The sequence below is a fragment of the Streptomyces sp. NBC_01013 genome (assembly GCF_045162765.1).
Lineage (GTDB): Bacteria > Actinomycetota > Actinomycetes > Streptomycetales > Streptomycetaceae > Streptomyces.
Genome location: NZ_CP108687.1, coordinates 5,935,520 through 5,954,331 on the forward strand (window position 1 = coordinate 5,935,520; position 18,812 = coordinate 5,954,331).

Consider the following 18,812-nt stretch of genomic DNA (forward strand, 5'->3'; position numbering starts at 1 on the left):
GGCAGTAATTCGGGACAGCCCTTAGGGTGCGGGCATGGCATCCCTTTCACATGAGCGCTACTGCGACGAAATCATTCGGCTGACCCAGGAGTTGAGGTCCGCGATCAACGGCGCGGACCTTGAGGCGACCGTCCCCACCTGCCCGGCGTGGACGCTGCGCGAACTCGCCGTCCACCTGGGCGGCGCCCACCGCTGGGCCGGTGAGATCGTCCGCACCCGGGCCACCGAGGCGCTCGGGGAAGAGCAGGTGCCGGCCTTCACGCCGGACGGCGACGACCCCGCCGTGCTCGACGCCTGGCTGGCGGACGGGGCCGCCGGGACCGCCGAGGTGCTGCGGAAGGCGGGCCCGGGGCTGAAGGTCTGGTCCTGGTACGGCCGGGACCGGAGCGCGGGCTTCTGGGCGCGGCGGATGGCGATCGAGACGGTCGTCCACCTGGCGGACGCGGCCCTGACCGCGAAGGTGCCGTACACCATGTCGCCCGAACTGGCCGCGGACACCATCGACGAATGGCTGGACATCGTGGCCGGCGCCCAGGCCGAGGGCGATGCGGAGGCCGCGGAGCTGCGCGGGGCGGGCCGCTCCATCCATCTGCACGCCACCGACGTGCCGGACGCCGAGTGGATCGTCGAGTTCGACGAGGACGGCTTCACCTGGCGCCGCGCGCACGGGAAGGCGACGGTGGCGCTGCGGGGACCGCTCACCGACCTGATGCTGGTCTTCAACCGCCGCCTGGCCCCTGACAGCGACCGGGTCGAGCTGCTGGGCGAGGCGGAGCTGCTGGACTTCTGGCTGGCCCGGTCCTCCTTCGGCTGACCGGGGCGGCGGGGCCGGGTGGCGGGAGCGGCCCGTGTGCGGGCCTGGCGGGGCTGGGTCAAGCTGGATGGGCAGCTCGTCCCGTCCAGCCAGGAGGTGCCGATGGACCCGGTCCGTGCCCTGGAGCGGATCGCCTTCCTGCTGGAGCGGGGCAGGTCCGACACCTACCGCGTCCAAGCCTTCCGCACGGCCGCCCGCACGGTGGCGGCGATGGGCGAGGGCGAGGCCGTCCAGCGGGTGACCGACGGCTCCCTTGAACGGGTCAAGGGCATCGGCCCCCGCACCGCCCAGGTCGTCCGCGAGGCGGTCGCCGGGCAGACGCCCGCCTATCTGGAGCGGCTGGAGGCGGAGACCGCGCAGAGCGGCCCCCTCGCCGAGGGCGGTGAACGGCTGCTCGCTCTGCTGCGCGGCGACTGCCACCTGCACTCCGACTGGTCGGACGGCGGCAGCCCGATCGAGGAGATGGGCCGTACGGCGGCGGAGCTCGGGCACGACTGGGCGGTGCTGACCGACCACTCGCCCCGGCTGACCGTCGCGGGCGGACTCTCTCCCGAGCGGCTGCGGCGGCAACTCGACGAGGTGGCCGAACTCAACGAGCGCTGGGCCCCGTTCCGGCTGCTGACCGGCATCGAGTGCGACATTCACCTCGACGGCACCCTCGACCAGGAGGAGGAGCTCCTGGAACGGCTGGACCTGGTCGTGGTGTCCGTGCACTCCAAGCTGCGCATGGACCCCGGCCCGATGACCCGGCGCATGGTCGCCGCGGTCCGCCACCCGCAGGCGAACGTCCTCGGACACTGCACCGGGCGCCTGGTCACCGGCCGGGGCCGCCCCGAGTCGCAGTTCGACGCGGACGAGGTCTTCGCCGCCTGCGCCGAGTCGGGTACGGCGGTGGAGATCAACAGCCGGCCGGAGCGGCTCGACCCGCCCCGGCGGCTGCTGCGTCGAGCCGTGGAGGCGGGCACGCTGTTCGCCGTCGACACCGACGCGCACGCGCCCGGCCAGCTCGACTGGCAGATCCACGGCTGCGCCCGCGCCGAGGAGTGCGGGGTCCCCGCGGGGCGTGTCGTCACGACGTGGACGGCGGACGAGTTGCTCGGCTGGACCCGCGAGGGACGGCTGCCCGTGTCCGCTGGATGATCAATTTCAAGGGGCGTCTTGCGACTGTGCATCACAGTTGGCCGGCACATGACCCATTTGGCAGGCTGAGTGCGCGGTCACTGTCAAGGGGTTCAGGGGTGCTGGGTGATCCCGGCTGCGGCGCGCTCAGCTGAAGGCAGGGAGCTGGCGGGCGAAGCGGCGGACGGCGTCGGTGAAGGCATCTGGATCGTCGAAGTTCGCGAGGTGCCGTGCCCGCGGGATCAATTCGACGCGAGCATGCGGATGCGCGCGGGCGAAGTCCGCTTCCCCGGCCCGGAAGACGGCGTCCTTCTCGCCGTTCAGGATGAGGACCGGAGCCTTCACATCACGCATCGCACCCGCGTCGAAGCGTCCGAGAACCTCGTCCCAGGCTGCCGGCAGGGTATGGAAGGCGTAGCCGGAACGGATGGTCGCCTCCACCACTTCCCGTGGGTAGAGCCGCCGCAGCAACCGGTCGTTCCACTGGGCCAGGCGATCCGCAGGCATATGAGGGACCAGCCTGGCGACCCACCGATAGGGTGCTGCCCAGAGGCCGCGGGTGGAGGCACTGGCTCCCGCGAGGATCAGCCCGCGCAGTCGTTCCGGACAGCGCCGCGCGAACTCCAGCGAGGCATATCCGCCGAGCGAGTGCCCGACGACCAGAGCCGGCCCGCGGTCGAGCGAGTCCACCGCGGAAGCGATGATCTCCGTCGCAGTGCTCAGGCTCCAGGGCTGAGCCGAGCGCTCCCCGTGGCCGGGCAGGTCGATGGCGACTGCCGGGAATTCGTCCCCGAGTGCGGCAAGCTGCATGCTCCACTGTCCCGCGCTGAAGCGCGTCCCGTGAACGAAGACTATGGGCACTGCATCCGCTGCCGTCATCAGTCCCCCCAGGTGACACGGTCCTCACGCCGACTCTACCGGCGGGATCTTCCTCGCGATCAAGAAAGATCCCAAAAGGTTCCGAAACGGCCAAGTGTGTGGCGCTCAGTCACATGCCTGCGGAGACGAGAATGAGGGCGTCCAAGATCGTTGTGTGACGAACAGCCGACACCCTCACTCCGGCCGCGACTTCGAACAAGAACTCGCCTAGCAAGGACCCCAGTTGCTACGGCCGACCCGCAAGGGCGAACGGCAGCGACCCGGCGGATCCCTGTTCAAGCCGTTGCGGCAGGTCATCGAGTCGGTCAGCGAGACTTTCAAGGGGCAGCTCGACCTCGAACAGCACCGAGGGTGCACACCCCGCGGTGTCATCGCCCGCGTTATGCAGCGCATACTCGCGCTGGCCGTCGTGATCTGGCGCAACGATCACACCGGACAAGACACCCTCCGTTCGCTGACTTCATACGATCACTGCCCCTCGGAATTGATCATCTAGTGGTTGAGCTCCGCCAGCACCCGCAGGGTCCGCTGGTCCGGCGCCGTCACCAGGAGGTCGGTCACCGGCCCCTTCCGCCACAACTCAAGCCGCTCCGCGATGCGTTCGCGGGGGCCGACCAGCGAGATCTCGTCGGCGAAGGCATCCGGAACGGCCATCACCGCTTCTTCCTTCCGCCCCTCCAGGAACAACTGCTGGATCCGCCGCGCCTCCTCCTCGAACCCCATCCTGGCCATCAGGTCCGCGTGGAAGTTGCGCGCCGCCGCGCCCATGCCGCCGATGTAGAAGCCGAGCATCGCCTTCACCGGCAGCAGCCCCTCCGCGACATCGTCGCAGACCTGCGCACGGGCCATCGGCGCGATCATGAACCCCTCGGGGAGGCCGCTCAGTGAGGCCTCGTACACATCGGTGCGCAGCGGCGACCAGTACAGCGGCAGCCAGCCGTCCGCGATCCTGGTGGTCTGGGCGATGTTCTTCGGCCCCTCCGCGCCCAGCAGCACCGGGAGCCCGGCGCGCAGCGGATGTGTGATCGGCTTCAGCGGCTTGCCGAGGCCGGTGGCGTCCGGGCCGTTGTACGGATGGGAGTGGAAGCGGCCGTCCAGGGTGACGGGTGCCTCGCGGCGCAGCACCTGACGGACCACATCGACGTACTCGCGGGTGGCGGTGAGCGGACTGGCGGGGAACGGCCGCCCGTACCAGCCCTCCACGACCTGGGGCCCCGACAGCCCGAGGCCCAGCATCATCCGGCCGCCGGAGAGGTGGTCCAGGGTCAGGGCGTGCATCGCGGTCGCGGTCGGGGTGCGGGCCGACATCTGCGCGATGGCGGTGCCCAGCCCGATACGGGAGGTGTGGGCGGCGATCCAGGTCAGCGGGGTGAAGGCGTCCGAACCCCAGGCCTCCGCCGTCCACACCGACGCATAGCCCAGCTCCTCGGCCTCGCGGGCGAGATCGAGATGGGCCGGGTTCGGGCCGCGGCCCCAGTATCCGAGAGCCAGTCCGAGCCGCATTCCGCCGCCTCCCACCTTTGCTGACGATGCATCAGAACTAGTCGGAGGGTACGGCAGCGGCCCTCCGCCCGGAAGGGGCGGAGGGCCGCTGTCGGTGGTGCGTGGCGTGAACCGTCGGGTCAGCCGCGCTGGATGCCCGTGGTGTCCTGGAGCACACCGCGACGGCCGTCCTGCGTCTGGGCGATGAGGCCCGAGCCGCTCTGCTCCACCGCGAGGTACCAGGTGCCCGGCGCCAGTTCGGCGATCGGGGACGGCGATCCGTCCTCGCCGTACAGCGGGCGGGCCACCGGCACCGCGAACCAGAACGGGGTGAAGTCCCCGGCCGGGGCGGCCTGCTGGGCGGGCGCCTGGGCCTGCTGCGGGTCGGGCTGGCCGGCCTGCGGCTGACCGCCGAACGCCGGCGCCTGGCCCTGCGGCTGACCGCCGTAGGGCGGCTGCTGGGCACCCGGGTAGCCGTAGCCCTGGTTCGGCTGGCCACCGTACGGCGGGTGCACGGCCTGCGGCTTCGGGGCGCCCGCCAGCGGGGCCTTGAGGGCCGGAAGCAGCGGGGAGGCGACCGCGCCCGCGGCCAGCGCCAGGGAGGCGATCAGGCCGAGGATCAGGCCGGCTCCGGCGTCGATCTGGCCCAGGTCGATGATGGTCCAGAAGAGGCTCCATGCGGTGAACACCGTTGCGGCGACACCGAACTGAGCGAGGTCGAGACCGGCGACCTTGCGCGGCTGGGGCTGCGAACGTGACAGCACGATGAGTGCGGCACCGATCACCCCGACCATGTAGACACCGATCGCGTTGCCCAGGGAATCCCAGGAGTTCGGTGCGTCGACGCTGGTGCTTCCGTAGTCGAAGTAGTCGAGGAAAGAGGCGATGAACAGCACGACCGCTGCTCCGATCACCACGCCATCGCCTCGAGTGAGGGAGCGGATATTCACGTGAAGGTCCTTAGTCGGTCGTCTCGTCGGGGCGGTCGTCGCTGCCACCGGTACGGCGGGTACGGCGCGAAGCTCGGGAGCGGCCCCCCATCGTACGGATGAATCTATCGTCTGCCCGGGCGGGTTGTGTCCCTGCCCGGTCCTTGGGCGGGCATCCTCCCGAATTCATCGCAGAACCACCTCTTACTACCCCTTGAGGTAGCTGCTGATGCCGTCCGCGATGCCCTGGGCCGCCTTCTGGCGCCAGCCCGCGCTGGTGAGCAGGGCGGCATCCTTCGGATCACGCATATTGCCGCATTCGATGAAGACTTTGGGCACGGTCGACAAATTAAGTCCACCGAGATCCTTGCGGGTGTCCAAGCCGGTATTGCCGCCGATGTAATTGGAAGGCGCACTTCCGGTAGCGCGCACGAAGAGTCCGGCGATCCGGGTACCCAGATCGCGCGAGGGACCCACGATCGTCGAAGTGTCCGCGCCACCGCCGCGCACCGCTGCAGGAAGAATCACATGGAAGCCGCGGTTGCCGACCGCCGAACCGTCGGCGTGAACCGAAACGACCGCGTCCGCACCGGCCTTGTTCCCGATCCGGGCCCGCTCGTCGACGCAGGGCCCGTACGCGCGGTCGCCGTCGTAGGTCAGGACGACCCTCGCGCCCTGCGCCTGGAGCAGCGTGCGCAGCCGGTGTGAGACATCGAGCGTGAACGAGGCCTCCGCGTAGCCGGAGTTGGTGGAGGTGCCGGTGGTGTCGCACTCCTTGTGCGTGGTGCCGATGTCCACCTGGCGGTTGATCTCGGCGGTGTGCAGGTGGTTGCGCGGATTGTGCCCCGGGTCGATGACCACCGTTTTTCCGGACAGCGGCCCGGACACCGTGTCCCGCGAGGACGGCGAGGGGGGCGTGGGCTTCCTCGACGGGGACGGTGACGTACGCACCGGTGACGGCGTCGCGGGGGCGGCGGGGGCGGACGCGGCAGCCGAGGAAGGGGCCGCATCGCCGCCCTTCCCGGGCTGCGCCTGTGCGGCGCCACCGCCGCCGCAGCCGGCGACGCCCAGCGACAGCGCGGTGAGCGCCGCGGCGGCGGACAGGGCGGGGCGGCGGTGGGTGGGGGGAAGGCTCTCGTCGTGACGCACCCGGCGATGCTATCCGGGTGCCCATGCGGTGTCCGGGGTGCTCAGATTCCCACGCCGGTACGCCGCAGGACCCGCAGCGAATCCGTGACGGAGATCTCGGTGAACGCCCCCGAGGCCAGTGCCCGCAGATACACCCGGTACGGGGCCTGGCCGCCGTGCGCCGGGTCGGGGAACACGTCGTGGATCACCAGCAGCCCGCCCTCGGCGACATGCGGGGCCCAGCCCTCGTAGTCGCCGTTCGCGTGCTCGTCGGTGTGACCGCCGTCGATGAAGACGAGGCCGAGCCGGCCGCCCCAGACGGCCGCCACTTGCGGGGAGCGCCCCACGAGGGCCACCACGTGCTCCTCCAGGCCGGCTGCGTGCAGCGTCCGGCGGAACGTGGGCAGCGTGTCCATCCGGCCCACCTCGGGGTCCACCACCGTCGGGTCGTGGTACTCCCAGCCGGGCTGCTGCTCCTCGCTGCCCCGGTGGTGGTCGACGGTGAGAGCCGTCACCCCCGCCGCACGCGCCGCGTCGGCGAGCAGGATCGTGGAGCGCCCGCAGTACGTGCCCACCTCCAGCAGCGGCAGACCGAGCGCGGCCGCCTCGGCGGCGGCGGCGTACAGCGCGAGACCCTCGACCACCGGCATGAAGCCCTTGGCGGCCTGGAACGCGGCGAGAATCTCCGGCTTGGGCTCGGCGGCCACGGGGTTCCTCCTGGTGGGACGGGGTGCTTCGACGGCGCCCCATCGTGCCGCACACCCCCGCCGACCGCGTCGGCGGGGGTGTGCGGCTGCGGGAGAGGGACGCCGGACGGGGAGGGGGTGCTGAGAGCAGATACGGGATCGGATAGCGTTGAGCGCAACTATTTCCCGTTATGTGCACATTGGCCGGACGGCACCGGCATCGCGACCGTCGCCGTACCGGTTGTCCTCGGGCGGGCGAACCGTACGGAAGCCTCAGCCCGGGGGGGTGCGAAGGAGTGGTTCGAGGGCGCTCCCGAGAACCGCCTCGACGCGCTGCGGCAGGCCGCAGAACTGCTGGAGAAGCGCCTCACCCGTCCGCCGCAGCGCCCGAAGCCCAAGGCCCGCCGCACCCGGGCGACGTGACGCGGCACCGGGCTGCCCACCCGCACGACCTGAGCCGGCGCCGGGTCCGCCGCACCCGCACGACCTGATCCGAAGAGAAGCCCCAAAAGGAACCCCGTGAATCTGCTCCTGCTCTCCAACTCCACCCAGTACGGCTGCGGTTACCTGGAACACGCCCTCGACACGGTCACCGGGTTCCTGCCCTCCGGCGCCCGTCTGGCCTTCGTGCCGTACGCCCTCGCCGACTACGCCACGTACACCTCCCGCGTCCGCGACGCCCTCGGACCGGCGGGGATCAGCGTCCGCGGCGTCCACGAGAACGCCGACCCGGTCGCCGAACTCGCCGCGTCCGACGCCGTGTTCATCGGTGGCGGCAACTCCTTCCGGCTGCTGAGCGCGCTCTACCGGACCGGTCTGCGGAGCGCCGTCATCGAGGCGGTGCGCGAGGGGCTCCCGTACATGGGGGCCAGCGCGGGGACGAACATGGCGGCGCCCACCCTCCGCACGACCAACGACATGCCCATCGTGCAGCCGCCGTCCTTCGAGACGCTCGGCCTCGTCCCGTTCCAGATCAACCCGCACTACCTGGACCCCGACCCGGACAGCACCCACAAGGGTGAGACCCGTGAGGAGCGGCTCACCGAGTTTCTGGAGGAGAACGACGTCCCCGTACTCGGTCTGCGCGAGGGATCATGGCTGCGCGTCAACGGGCGCCAGGCCCGGGTCCAGGGCGCCCGCCCCGCCCGGCTGTTCACCCGTGGCGCGCAGCCGCAGGAACTTCCGGCGGGGACGGACGTCTCTCATCTGCTCACGACCGCGCCGCGGTTCGACGCTCCGGTGCGGTGACCGTCAGCACCAGATCGGTCTCGGCCCGCGGCCCGTCCGCCGGGTACGACGCGGGGCGGGCCCGCGGCGCGTATCCGGCGGCCGATCCGGCCAGGACGAAACTGCCGTGGCCGGGGGCGGCGAGCGCGTAGTGGCCCGCCGCGTCCGTCGTGGTGAGCCCGGCCTGCCGGCCGTGCCGGTCGATCAGGGTCACATTGGCACCGGCCACCGGCGTCCCGTCCGCCTCCGTCACGCGGCCGCGGAACCCGTCGGAGCCGGGATGCGGGTGCGGGACGGCGGGCAACGGCTGACCGGCCTCGCGTGCGGCGGCGTCGGCCGCGCTGCTCGCCAGTAGTACCGGCGCGGCGGCCTTGCGCGGCGACGGCAGGAATGCCGCCAGGACGAGGCCGACCAGCACCGCGCCCGTCGCGATCATGAACGAGGTCCGGAAGCCCTCCATGCTGGGCACCGCGACCGGCCCCCTCTGCACCGAGGTGTTCGCCAGCACCATGCCGATCACCGCGCTCGACACCGAGGTGCCGATCGAGCGCATCAGGGTGTTCAGCCCGTTGGCCGCTCCCGTCTCCGAGGCGTCGACCGCCCCGATGATCAGCGCGGGCAGCGAGGAGTACGCGAGTCCGATACCGGCTCCGAGCAGCACCGCGATCACGACGGTCTGCCAGGCGGCACTCATCAGGCCGAGCCCGGCCCCGTAACCGATCGCGATGACCAGCATGCCGATCATCAGGGACACCTTGGGGCCGTACCGGGCGGAGATCCGCGCGTACAGCGGGGCGACGAACATCATCGTCAGACCGAGCGGGGCCACGCACAGCCCGGCGACCACCATGGACTGGCCGAGTCCGTAACCGGTGGACGTCGGAAGCTGGAGCAGCTGCGGGAGGACCAGCGAGACGGCGTAGAAGGCGACCCCGACCATGATCGAGGCGAGGTTGGTGAGCAGCACCTCGCGCCGGGCGGTGGTCCGCAGATCGACCAGTGGCGCGTCGTTGCGGAGCTCGAAGACGCCCCAGAGTACGAGGACCACCACGGCGGCGGCGAGCAGGCCGAGCGTGGTGGGGGAGGTCCAGCCCCAGTCGCTGCCCTTGGTGATCGGCAGCAGCAGGAGGACCAGGCCGAGCGAGAGGCCCAGTGCGCCCGTGACGTCGAACCGTCCCGGTGCGCGCAGCGAGGTCTCCGGCACCGCGAGCACGGTCAGACCCATGGCGAGCACGCCGAGACCGGCCGAGCCGAAGAAGAGGGTGTGCCAGTCGGCGTGCTGGGCGACCAAGGCGGCGGCGGGCAGCGCGAGTCCGCCGCCCACCCCGATCGAGGAGCTCATCAGGGCCATCGCCGAGCCGAGCTTCTCGCGCGGTAGCTCGTCGCGCATGATCCCGATGCCCAGCGGGATGGCGCCCATGGCGAAGCCCTGGAGCGCACGGCCCACGATCATGATCACGAGGTCGTCGGTGAACGCGCATATCAGCGAGCCGATCACCATCACGGCAAGACTGGCCAGCAGCATCTTCCGCTTGCCGTTGAGGTCTCCGAGCCGTCCCATGATCGGGGTGGCCACGGCTCCGGCGAGCAGGGTCGCCGTCATCACCCAGGTCGCGTTGGACGGGTCCGTGTTCAGAAGGGCGGGCAGGTCCTTGATGACGGGGACGAGCAGGGTCTGCATCACTGCGACGGTGATGCCCGCGAAGGCGAGCACGGGGACGATCCCGCGCCCCCCCTTCGGTGTCCGTGGATCAGGAAGCTCCACGGCGGGCTTCTCGTGCGTCGTCTGTGGCATGCGTGCGGCCTCCGGGCAGCAGGAGAGGGAGGGGCGGGGGCGGGTGTGCGGTCCCTGCGGCGGACAGCGCTGACCGCCAAGTACGTGCAGGGTGAAACCTTCCCGACGTCCGGGGTATTCCGGTGAATAGGGCAAGAACAGGTCAAGGCGGCCTGCCGGGTTTCCGGCCCGGTCGTAAGTCGGCGCTCATCTGACCTTCCGTCAGATTGGAACGTGTTCTACTCTTGCGCCGTTCCAGTGGCTGCGACCGGCGAGGATCCGCATGGGCATCGGAATCACCGAAGAACACAGGGAGCTCGCACAGGCCGTGCGGGGATGGCTGCTACGCGCCGTACCGGCCGGGGAAATCCGCAAACTGCTCGATGCGGTCGCCCCCGCCGCCCCCGGCGCACGCCCCGCGTACTGGGACGGCCTCGCGGAGCAGGGTCTGCTCGGCATCCATCTGCCCGAGAGGTACGGAGGCGGGGGCGGCGATCTCCTCGACCTGGCCGTCGTCCTCGAAGAGGCGGGCCGGGCCGCACTGCCGGGCCCGTTCCTGGCGAGCGCCCTCGCCTCGGCCGTCCTGAACGAGGCCGTCCGGCACGTCTCGGGCTCCGGTGGGCCGGCGAACGAGTTGGTGTGTGAGCTGGCGGCCGGTACCCGCATCGGGGCCGTCGCGCTCGCCCCCGGAACCCTCACCGCCGTCGAGCGCGAGGACGGCCACCTCCTGGACGGTGAGCCGCCGCCGGTGCTCTCCGGCGCCGAGGCCGACCTGCTCCTGCTCCCGGCCGCCTCGGCCACCGGCCTGCGCTGGTTCGCCGTGGACGCCGCAGCGCCGGGCCTCACCGTGCGCCCTCACCGCGGCGCGGACCCCACCCGCCCCACGGCCGAGGTCCGCGCCGACGGCGTCCTGGTCCCGGCCGGCCGCGCCCTGCGCACCGACTCCGGCCTCGTCCGCGACCTCGCCGCCGTCCTCCTCGCCGCCGAGGCCTGCGGCACCGCGGCCCGCTCGCTGGACACCGCCACCGAACACGCCAAGGTCCGCGAACAGTTCGGCCGCCCCATCGGGCAGTTCCAGGGCGTCAAGCACCTGTGCGCCGACATGCTGGTACGCGTCGAGCAGGCGCGCGCCCTGGTCTGGGACGCCGCCCGGGCGGCCGGTGAGCCGGAGGAGGTACGGGGCCTGGCTGCCGCGCTTGCCGCGGCGACGGCCCTGGACGCCGCGTTCGGCTGCGCCAAGGACGCCATCCAGATCCTCGGCGGCATCGGCTTCACCTGGGAGCACGACGCGCACCTGTACCTGCGCCGCGCCCTGGTGGCGCGCCAACTGCTGGGCGCCGGGGACGAACACCGCCAGCGGGCCGTCCGCCTGGCCACAGGCGGTGCGCGCCGCGAGCTCACCCTGGAACTCCCCGCGCAGGCGGCCGCGCACCGCTCGGCGGCCCGCGTGGCCGTCACCGCCGCCCACGGCCTCGACCCGAGAGCCGCCCGCCGCGCGCTCGCCCCCACCGGCTATGCGGCCCCGCATCTGCCGAAGCCCTACGGGCTCGGTGCCGGCCCCGTACAACAACTGGCCGTCCAGCAGGAGTTGCGCGAACAAGGCGTGAAGCTGAGCGACCTGGGGATCGCCACCTGGGTGGTGCCCTCCCTGATCGCGCACGGGACCGCCGAGCAGCAGGAGCGCTACCTCCTGCCCACCCTGCGCGGCGAACTCCTGTGGTGCCAGCTGTTCTCCGAACCCGGCGCCGGCTCCGACCTCGCCTCACTGCGCACCCGCGCCGAACGGACCCCCGAAGGCTGGCGGATCAACGGCCAGAAGGTGTGGACGAGCGCTGCCCAGTGGGCCGACCACGGAATCCTGCTCGCCAGGACCGACCCCGACGCCCCCAAGCACCAGGGGCTCGGCTACTTCCTCGTGGACATGAAGAACACCGAGGGCATCGACATCCGCCCGCTGAAGGAGATCACCGGCGACTCCCTCTTCAACGAGGTGTACTTCGACGACGTCCTGCTGCCCCACGACGCCCTTGTCGGCGAGCCCGCCGGCGGCTGGCAGGTCGCCCGCAACACCCTGGGCAACGAACGAGTCCACATGGCCGACCAGGTGGCCTTCGACACCGGGCTGGAAGCCCTGATCGAACGTGCCGAAGGGCTCGACGGCGCCTGCCGGGCCCGGCTCGGGGCACTGGCCGCCGAGGCCCACGCGCTGGCCTGCATCGGACTGCGCACCACCCTCCAGCAGGTCTCAGGACTGGAGCCGGGCGCGGGTGCCTCCGTACGCAAGCTCGTCCAGACGCTCCACCAGCAGAAGGTCGCCGAACTCACCCTCGAACTCCTCGGACCGGACGGGTCGGTCTGCGAAGGGGCGGGGGAGCGGGCGGTGCACGGCTTCCTGATGTCCCGCTGCCTCACCATCGCGGGCGGCACCACCCAGGTTCAGCTCAATGTCGTCGCCGAGCGCATCCTCGGCCTGCCGCGGGACTGAGAGGACACCCTGTGAAGGCGTACATCGTCGGAGTGGGCATGACGAAGTTCGAGAAGCCCGAGACACGCGACTGGCAGTACTGGGACATGGTCAGGGAGGCCGGGACCGCGGCGCTGGCCGACGCCTCGGTCGCGTACGAGGACGTCCAGCAGGCCGCCGTCGGCTACTGCTTCCAGGCCTCCACCGCCGGGCAGCGCGCCGTCTACGAACTCGGGCTGACCGGCGTACCCGTCTACAACGTCAACAACAACTGTGCCACCGGCTCCACCGCCCTGATGATGGCCCGCCAGTTCGTCGAGGGCGGCGGCAGCGACTGCGTCCTCGCCGTCGGCTTCGAGAAGATGGCGCGCGGATCGCTCGGTGGCGGCGCCGACGGCGCGAGCGACTTCAAGACCTCCCCCGTCGCCCGGCACTACGGGATCATGGCCGCCGCCCACGGCTTCGAGATGACCCCGCCCACCGCGCAGATCTTCGGCAACGCCGCCCGGGAGCACATGGAGCGATACGGCACCACGGAGGCGCAGCTCGCCGCAGTAGCCGCCAAGAACCACCGTCACTCGGCCGGTAACCCCTACGCCCAGTTCCAGGACCTGTACACGGTCGACGAGGTCCTCGCCGCCAAGACCGTCCACCGCCCCCTCACCCGGCTCCAGTGCTCCCCCACCTCCGACGGGGCGGCGGCAGCCGTCGTCGTCTCGGAGCGCTTCGTCGAGCGGCACGGCCTCGGTGACCGGGCCGTCGAGATCGCCGCCCAGGCCATGACGACCGACACCGAAGCCTCCTTCGCCTCCGGCTCCTGCATCGACGCGGTCGGGCTGCCCATGTCGAGGGAGTCGGCACGGCAGGTGTACGAGGCCGCCGGAATCGGCGCCGGCGACCTCGACGTCATCGAGCTCCACGACTGCTTCTCCATCAACGAACTGCTCACCTACGAGGCACTCGGACTGTGCGGCGAGGGCGAGTCCGGAGCCCTCGTCGAGTCCGGCGCCACCACCCACGGCGGCCGCTGGGTGGTCAACCCGTCCGGCGGGCTGATCTCCAAGGGGCACCCGCTCGGGGCCACCGGAATCGCGCAGGCCGCCGAACTGACCTGGCAGCTCAGGGGCGAGGCCGGGCCCCGCCAGGTACCCGACGCCCGGACCGGGCTCGCCCACAACATCGGGCTCGGCGGAGCGGCGGTGGTGACACTCCTGCGCCGCTGAGGTGCCGGTGAGGTCAGGGGCCTACGCCGTCGGACCGAGGCCGGTACGGTCCGGAAACCGATGTACGGGGTGCGGGGCGGCTGCGAGTATGACGTTCATGGTTGACGTCTCGACCCCCACACGCCGTAATGGCGGTACCCGGACCCGTACCTGGGCGGTCGTGCTCGCCGCCTGTACCGGTCAGTTCCTCGTCGTCCTCGACGTGTCCGTCGTCAATGTGGCGCTCCCCTCCATGCGCACCGACCTGGGCCTGAGCGCCTCGGGACTCCAGTGGGTGCTCAACGCGTACTCGATCGCGTTCGCCGGATTCATGCTGCTCGGCGGGCGGGCCGCCGACCTCTACGGCCGCAAGCGGATGTTCCTCGTCGGCCTCGGCCTGTTCACCGCCGCCTCGCTCGCCGGTGGACTCGCCCAGGAGGGCTGGCAGCTGCTCGGTGCCCGGGCCGCCCAGGGGCTCGGCGCCGCAGTACTCGCCCCCGCCACCCTCACCCTGCTCACCGCGGCCGTCCCCGAGGGGCCCGCCAGGACCAAGGCCATCGGCACCTGGATGGCCGTCGGCGCGGGTGGCGGCGCGGCCGGCGGGCTGATCGGCGGGGTGCTCACCGACGCCCTGTCCTGGCGGTGGGTCCTGCTCATCAACGTGCCCGTCGGCGTGCTCGTCCTGATCGGCGCCGCGCTGTGGCTCGCCGAGGGCCGGGCCGGTGAGCGCGGCCGGATCGACCTGCCGGGCGCGTTGCTCGTCACGGCGGGCCTGGCCTCGGTGGCGTACGGCATCGTGCAGACCGAGGAGTCGGGCTGGACCGCCGCCGCCACCCTGGTGCCGCTGCTGGGCGGCCTGGCGCTGCTCGCGCTGTTCGTCCTGGTGGAGGCCCGGACGGCGAAACCGCTCATGCCGCTGCGGGTGCTCGGGGCGCGGGCCGTGGCGTCGGCGAACGTGGCGATGTTCGTGATCGGCTCGGCCACGTTCTCGATGTGGTACTTCATGACGGTGTACGCGCAGAATGTGCTGGGCTACTCCGCGCTGGAGGCCGGACTCGCCCTGATCCCCACCTCGGTGGCCGTCGTGGTCGGCTCCAAGTGCGCGCCGCGGCTGATGGTCCGCACCGGCGCGAAGAATCTGGCGCTGATCGGCACGGCGATGGCCGCCGCGGGCTTCGGCTGGCAGTCCACGATGACGGCCGACGGCTCGTACCTCACCGCGGTCTGCCTGCCCGGCGTCCTGATGATGGCCGGCACCGGACTCGCGGCCACCCCGCTCGCGACCCTCGCCATCTCGGGCGCGGCCCTGGGCGAAGCAGGCCTGGTCTCCGGCCTTGTCAACACCTCCCGCACGATGGGCGGTGCCCTCGGCCTCGCCGCACTCTCCACGGTCGCCGCCGCCCGCACGGACGGCTCCGCGAACCCGGTGGAGCTCACGGCCGGCTACGCGCTGGCCTTCCGGACGGCCGGCGGGGTGCTGCTCTGCGGGCTGCTGCTGATGGTCATCTGGCTGCCGCGCCACAGGACGGCACGGGACCAGGGCCTCTTTCGAAAGTAGCGCCGTCCGCCCGGAGGGCGGGCTCGGAACACGCCCTAGGACCGGTACGACGGCCCCTCAGAGCCATCCCTGCTGCCGGGCCGCCCGGACCGCCTCCATCCGGTTGCGGGTGCCCGTCTTCCCGATCGCCGCGGACAGGTAGTTGCGGACGGTCGACTCGGACAGGTGCAGCTTCAGCGCGATGTCGGCGACCGTCGCCCCGTCCACCGACGCGACCAGCGCATCGCGCTCCCGCGCGGTCAGCGGGCTCGGTCCGGCGCTCAGTGCGGCGGCGGCCAGGGCGGGGTCGATCACGGTCTCCCCGGTCAGCACCCGGCGGATCGCCACCGCGAGCTCCTCGACCGGCCCGTCCTTGACCAGGAACCCGGCCGCCCCGGCCTCCATCGCGCGCCGCAGATAGCCGGGCCGGCCGAAGGTGGTGAGGATCAGCACCCGGCAGTCCGGCACCTCCTCCCGCAGATCGGCGGCCGCGTCCAGACCGCTGCGGCCCGGGAGTTCGATGTCGAGGAGCGCCACATCGGGCCGTGACGTCAGGGCTGCGGCCACGATCTCGTTGCCCGCGCCCACCTGGGCCACCACCTCGATGTCCGGCTCCAGCCCGAGCAGCAGGGCGAGCGCACCGCGCATCATGCCCTGGTCCTCGGCGAGCAGTACCCGTACGGACTTGGTCGGCCGGTGATCCTGCGGCATCTCGTTCACGCAAGACAGAGTAGGGCCGGGGGACCCGGGTTCATCCCGTCAGCCGCGCCCGGTACACCGTGACCCGGCGCCCGTGCCCGGCGGTTTCGGAACAGCGGACGAAGTGCTCGCGCAGGACGCGCTGTTTGGCCCGGTCGCGAGCGGTTCCGGTGGACGGAGCGCCCGCGTCAGCGACGACCACGATGCGGCGCGCGGTCAGCATGGCCTGCGCTATCTGCTCCGGCGTGCCCTCCGTGCCGTTCATCGTGCCGGATTCCAGCGGGCCCCGGACCAGCGCCAGATCTCTGAGCCCGGTGAATTCGGCCGGTGAGACAAGGGCGGTGTCACGACGCGCCGCGGGGATGTACAGCACCCCGTCACCCCTCTCGTGGACCGCGGCGACGTTCGCGGCCGTGGACAGCACGTCGTCGATCCGGCCGTCCGGGCCGCGCAGGGACAGCTGGACGGGAAGCAGACCGAGGAAGGCGGCGGCCGTGACGGCGAGGATCAGCCGGCGCGGTGCCGCGCACAGCCGCGATGCGAGGGCGTGGCACGCCGCGCCGATGAGCAGGGTGAGTCCGAGGTGGCTGAACAGGACGTAGCGGGTGAGGTAGAGGGGGTGGGCCAGGGAGGCCATGAGGAGCAGGAGCGGAGGAACGGCCAGCAGCGGCAGGGCGACCGCGGTGAGCGATGTCCGGGTACCGCGGGCCGTGCGGTGGTCCTTCCCGGTGCGTGCGAGCCAGGCGCAGAGCGTGCCCGCGAGCAGGGTCAGCGCGAGGCCGAGCAGGGCACTCGGACGGGCCGGGGGTATCCACGCGACCTGCCCTGTCTGGCCCTTGCTCGCCATCACGAGGGGCAGCGTTCCTGCCACGGCGACGGTTGCGGCGACCCCCCAGCGCAGGACCGCCACGCGGGACGGGCGGGCGAGGGCCAGCGTGAGCGCGTGGGCGAACAACACCAGGAGCGAGAACCAGTTGAGCAGCGCGGCCACCAGCAGCGTCGCACCGTACGCCGCCCAGCGGCCCGACCCCGGGCTGTCGACCGCGTCGACCAGCAGCAGACAGGCCAGTGCCACACAGGCCGTGACCAGCGCGTAGGAACGCCCCTCCTGCGCGTACTGCTGGACTGCGGGTATCAGGGCGAAGGCCAGCCCCGCGGCGAGACCGGCGCAGGAGCCGGCCAGCCGGGTACCCAGGAGGGTGACCAGGGCGGTGGCACCGGCCATGGCCAGCACGGAGGGCAGCCGCAGGGAGAGCAGACTGTCTCCGAAGACGACGAAGACGCCGTGCATGAACAGGTAGTAGAGGCTGTGGACGACATCGGCCGTGTCCAGCAGATGCCAGATCTCCGGAACGGTCCTGTGGGCCACCTGCCAAGTCGCCGCCTCGTCGCGCCACATGCTGTTTCCTCGGGTGATTCCCCACAGGCCGAGTAAGAGGGCGAGAGCTGCCGGAGCGGCGGCGCGCGTGGTTCTGGGCATGGCGAAGCTCCGGCCGGCGTGAAGGAAGAGGAGGCGATCGGAGCGCCGGACAGCCGCCGGGCCGTTCCGATCACCAGCACGCTAAGCCGCGGAGGCGATCAGGGTCGTCACCTGAGCCGACGACCCCGGGGGTCCGTCGCGGGAGCTACGGAGGGTGCGACCTGGGTCGTACGGCGTAGTCCTCCGGTTCACGGGACCGGGTTCGGGTCGTCGTTCCTGCCCGAGTGCCCGGCCGCTTCCATCGGGAGTTCCGCCGTGACCACGAAGCCACCTGCCGGGCCGGGGCCGGCCTCCAGGGAGCCGCCCGCCACGGCCAGGCGTTCGGTGAGGCCCTTCAGGCCGGTGCCGCCGATGCCCGGGGTGGGCGGGGCGGCCGAGGTGTGCCCGTCGTCGGTCACTGTCAGGCGGACCCGGTCCGGGGTGCCCTCGACGACGAACGCGCAGGTGGTCGCGGCGGAATGGCGGACGGCGTTGGTGACCGCCTCCCGGACCACCCAGCCCAGCAGCGCCTCCGTCTGCGGCGCGAGCGGGGGGCCCGAGCGGCGGACCGACGGCTCGATTCCGGCGGCGGTCAGCGCGGACCTGGCCCCGTCGAGCTCGGTGGCCAGGCTGCCCTCCCGATAGCCCGTGACCGCCTCGCGGATCTCGGTCAGCGCCTGGCGTCCTACCGATTCGATGTCGGTGACCTGGAGGAGGGCCGCGTCCATGTCGTGCGGCGCGAGCCTGCGCGCGGCCTCCGACTTGACGACGATCACCGAGAGCGTGTGGCCCAGCAGGTCGTGCAGATCGCGCGAGAAGCGCAACCGCTCCTTCTCGACGGCGGTACGAGCCAGTTCCTGCCGGGTGGAACGCAGTTCCATCACGGTCTCCGACAGGGTGAGGATCGCGGCCGTCACCGCTCCCGAGATGAACGTCCCGTAGCCCAGTGTCCAGGGCGTCGGCCCGCCGTCCTCGCGCCACACGGAGATCAGGCACGCGGACACGGCAAGGCCGAGCAGCCCGACGGCGAGCAGGCGGCGGCGCAGGATCGTGCCGCACGCCAGTGAGAGCAGCGGGAAGAAGAGCAGCCAGCTGCCGCCGTAGCCCATGGCCAGGCCGAAGGTGATGACGGTCATCGCCCCCAGCAGGGCGTACGACACGGGGCTCTCGCGCTTCTCCTTGACGAATCCGCGGAACACCACGGAGATGTAAAGGGAGTTGAAGGCGAGCAGCCCTAGGCCGCCGATCCAGGGGTTGGGGGTCTCACCCTGGAAGAGGTTGGAGAAGGAGCCCAGGCCCATCAGCAGCCAGGGCAGCAGGGCGTACGGTCCCGGCGGGCCGGGGCGGCGCCCCTCCTCGCGTAGCCGGCGCCGCTCCTTCCGTGCCGCTCTTCCGTTCTCCGGCATGTTCACT

General features: G+C 71.7%; 16 protein-coding genes and 1 pseudogene. 7 read left to right on the forward strand and 10 right to left on the reverse strand.

Going from position 1 to position 18,812, the window contains the following annotated elements; genetic code table 11:
- Positions 1–34: 34 nt before the first annotated feature.
- The gene (locus OG538_RS25830; RefSeq protein ID WP_406097439.1) at positions 35–814 is read left to right on the forward strand and encodes a maleylpyruvate isomerase family mycothiol-dependent enzyme; all 780 of its coding nucleotides are present in this window, start codon (positions 35–37) and stop codon (positions 812–814) included.
- Between the two features lie 102 nt (positions 815–916).
- On the forward strand, positions 917–1,954 hold the full coding sequence (locus OG538_RS25835; protein ID WP_406100299.1) for a PHP domain-containing protein: 1,038 nt from the start codon (positions 917–919) through the stop codon (positions 1,952–1,954).
- A 126-nt stretch (positions 1,955–2,080) separates the two neighbouring features.
- Here the strand turns inward: OG538_RS25835 and OG538_RS25840 are convergent, their stop codons facing one another.
- The 6 genes from OG538_RS25840 to OG538_RS25865 form a co-directional block, all read right to left on the reverse strand.
- Complete coding sequence (locus OG538_RS25840) at positions 2,081–2,812, reverse strand: alpha/beta fold hydrolase (RefSeq protein ID WP_406097441.1); 732 nt, start codon at positions 2,810–2,812, stop codon at positions 2,081–2,083.
- A 226-nt stretch (positions 2,813–3,038) separates the two neighbouring features.
- Positions 3,039–3,251 (reverse strand): hypothetical protein, encoded by a 213-nt coding sequence (locus OG538_RS25845; RefSeq protein ID WP_406097443.1) that lies wholly within the window; start codon positions 3,249–3,251, stop codon positions 3,039–3,041.
- Positions 3,252–3,304: 53 nt separating this feature from the next.
- On the reverse strand, positions 3,305–4,315 hold the full coding sequence (locus tag OG538_RS25850) for an LLM class F420-dependent oxidoreductase (RefSeq protein ID WP_406097445.1): 1,011 nt from the start codon (positions 4,313–4,315) through the stop codon (positions 3,305–3,307).
- 119 nt (positions 4,316–4,434) lie between these two features.
- Positions 4,435–5,211, reverse strand: a complete 777-nt coding sequence (locus OG538_RS25855) for a DUF5336 domain-containing protein (RefSeq protein ID WP_406097447.1) — start codon at positions 5,209–5,211, stop codon at positions 4,435–4,437.
- 219 nt (positions 5,212–5,430) lie between these two features.
- On the reverse strand, positions 5,431–6,372 hold the full coding sequence (locus OG538_RS25860) for an N-acetylmuramoyl-L-alanine amidase (RefSeq protein WP_406097449.1): 942 nt from the start codon (positions 6,370–6,372) through the stop codon (positions 5,431–5,433).
- Between the two features lie 41 nt (positions 6,373–6,413).
- Positions 6,414–7,058: a class I SAM-dependent methyltransferase gene (locus OG538_RS25865; protein ID WP_406097451.1), complete on the reverse strand. Its 645-nt coding sequence runs from the start codon at positions 7,056–7,058 to the stop codon at positions 6,414–6,416.
- A gap of 192 nt (positions 7,059–7,250) precedes the next feature.
- Between OG538_RS25865 and OG538_RS25870 the strand changes: the two are divergent.
- Together OG538_RS25870 and pepE are read left to right on the forward strand one after the other, a co-directional pair.
- Positions 7,251–7,460, forward strand: a pseudogene (locus OG538_RS25870) (IclR family transcriptional regulator); the annotation flags it as partial.
- Between the two features lie 96 nt (positions 7,461–7,556).
- Positions 7,557–8,285 (forward strand): dipeptidase PepE, encoded by a 729-nt coding sequence (pepE, locus tag OG538_RS25875; RefSeq protein ID WP_406097453.1) that lies wholly within the window; start codon positions 7,557–7,559, stop codon positions 8,283–8,285.
- Here pepE and OG538_RS25880 read toward each other — a convergent pair.
- Entirely contained in the window at positions 8,248–10,059 is a 1,812-nt protein-coding gene (locus OG538_RS25880; protein WP_406097455.1) for an MFS transporter, read from the reverse strand. The genes pepE and OG538_RS25880 overlap by 38 nt on opposite strands.
- A 262-nt stretch (positions 10,060–10,321) precedes the next feature.
- Between OG538_RS25880 and OG538_RS25885 the strand changes: the two genes are divergently transcribed.
- The 3 genes from OG538_RS25885 to OG538_RS25895 all read left to right on the forward strand — a co-directional run bounded on the left by OG538_RS25885 (position 10,322) and on the right by OG538_RS25895 (position 15,262).
- Positions 10,322–12,523, forward strand: coding sequence for an acyl-CoA dehydrogenase (locus OG538_RS25885; protein ID WP_406097457.1), 2,202 nt, complete (start codon positions 10,322–10,324; stop codon positions 12,521–12,523).
- Positions 12,524–12,534: 11 nt separating this feature from the next.
- Positions 12,535–13,725, forward strand: a complete 1,191-nt coding sequence (locus OG538_RS25890) for a lipid-transfer protein (RefSeq protein WP_406097459.1) — start codon at positions 12,535–12,537, stop codon at positions 13,723–13,725.
- A gap of 88 nt (positions 13,726–13,813) precedes the next feature.
- On the forward strand, positions 13,814–15,262 hold the full coding sequence (locus OG538_RS25895) for an MFS transporter (RefSeq protein WP_406097461.1): 1,449 nt from the start codon (positions 13,814–13,816) through the stop codon (positions 15,260–15,262).
- A 57-nt stretch (positions 15,263–15,319) separates the two neighbouring features.
- Here OG538_RS25895 and OG538_RS25900 read toward each other — a convergent pair whose 3' ends face one another.
- From OG538_RS25900 to OG538_RS25910, 3 genes are all read right to left on the reverse strand, one after another.
- Positions 15,320–15,952 (reverse strand): response regulator, encoded by a 633-nt coding sequence (locus OG538_RS25900; RefSeq protein ID WP_406100301.1) that lies wholly within the window; start codon positions 15,950–15,952, stop codon positions 15,320–15,322.
- 40 nt (positions 15,953–15,992) lie between these two features.
- Positions 15,993–17,339: a glycosyltransferase family 39 protein gene (locus OG538_RS25905; protein ID WP_406097463.1), complete on the reverse strand. Its 1,347-nt coding sequence runs from the start codon at positions 17,337–17,339 to the stop codon at positions 15,993–15,995.
- Positions 17,340–17,608: 269 nt separating this feature from the next.
- Complete coding sequence (locus OG538_RS25910; RefSeq protein ID WP_406097465.1) at positions 17,609–18,805, reverse strand: sensor histidine kinase; 1,197 nt, start codon at positions 18,803–18,805, stop codon at positions 17,609–17,611.
- Between the last annotated feature and the right edge of the window lie 7 nt (positions 18,806–18,812).

What these genes read in the sequence shown, in the direction of transcription:
- OG538_RS25830 (WP_406097439.1), top strand. Translation starts at nt 35, where the DNA reads ATGGCATCCCTTTCACATGAGCGCTACTGCGACGAAATCATTCGGCTG.
- OG538_RS25835 (WP_406100299.1), top strand. Translation starts at nt 917, where the DNA reads ATGGACCCGGTCCGTGCCCTGGAGCGGATCGCCTTCCTGCTGGAGCGG.
- OG538_RS25840 (WP_406097441.1), bottom strand. Translation starts at nt 2,812, where the DNA reads ATGACGGCAGCGGATGCAGTGCCCATAGTCTTCGTTCACGGGACGCGC.
- OG538_RS25850 (WP_406097445.1), bottom strand. Translation starts at nt 4,315, where the DNA reads ATGCGGCTCGGACTGGCTCTCGGATACTGGGGCCGCGGCCCGAACCCG.
- OG538_RS25880 (WP_406097455.1), bottom strand. Translation starts at nt 10,059, where the DNA reads ATGCCACAGACGACGCACGAGAAGCCCGCCGTGGAGCTTCCTGATCCA.
- OG538_RS25885 (WP_406097457.1), top strand. Translation starts at nt 10,322, where the DNA reads ATGGGCATCGGAATCACCGAAGAACACAGGGAGCTCGCACAGGCCGTG.
- OG538_RS25895 (WP_406097461.1), top strand. Translation starts at nt 13,814, where the DNA reads ATGACGTTCATGGTTGACGTCTCGACCCCCACACGCCGTAATGGCGGT.
- OG538_RS25900 (WP_406100301.1), bottom strand. Translation starts at nt 15,952, where the DNA reads ATGCCGCAGGATCACCGGCCGACCAAGTCCGTACGGGTACTGCTCGCC.
- OG538_RS25905 (WP_406097463.1), bottom strand. Translation starts at nt 17,339, where the DNA reads ATGTGGCGCGACGAGGCGGCGACTTGGCAGGTGGCCCACAGGACCGTT.
- OG538_RS25910 (WP_406097465.1), bottom strand. Translation starts at nt 18,805, where the DNA reads ATGCCGGAGAACGGAAGAGCGGCACGGAAGGAGCGGCGCCGGCTACGC.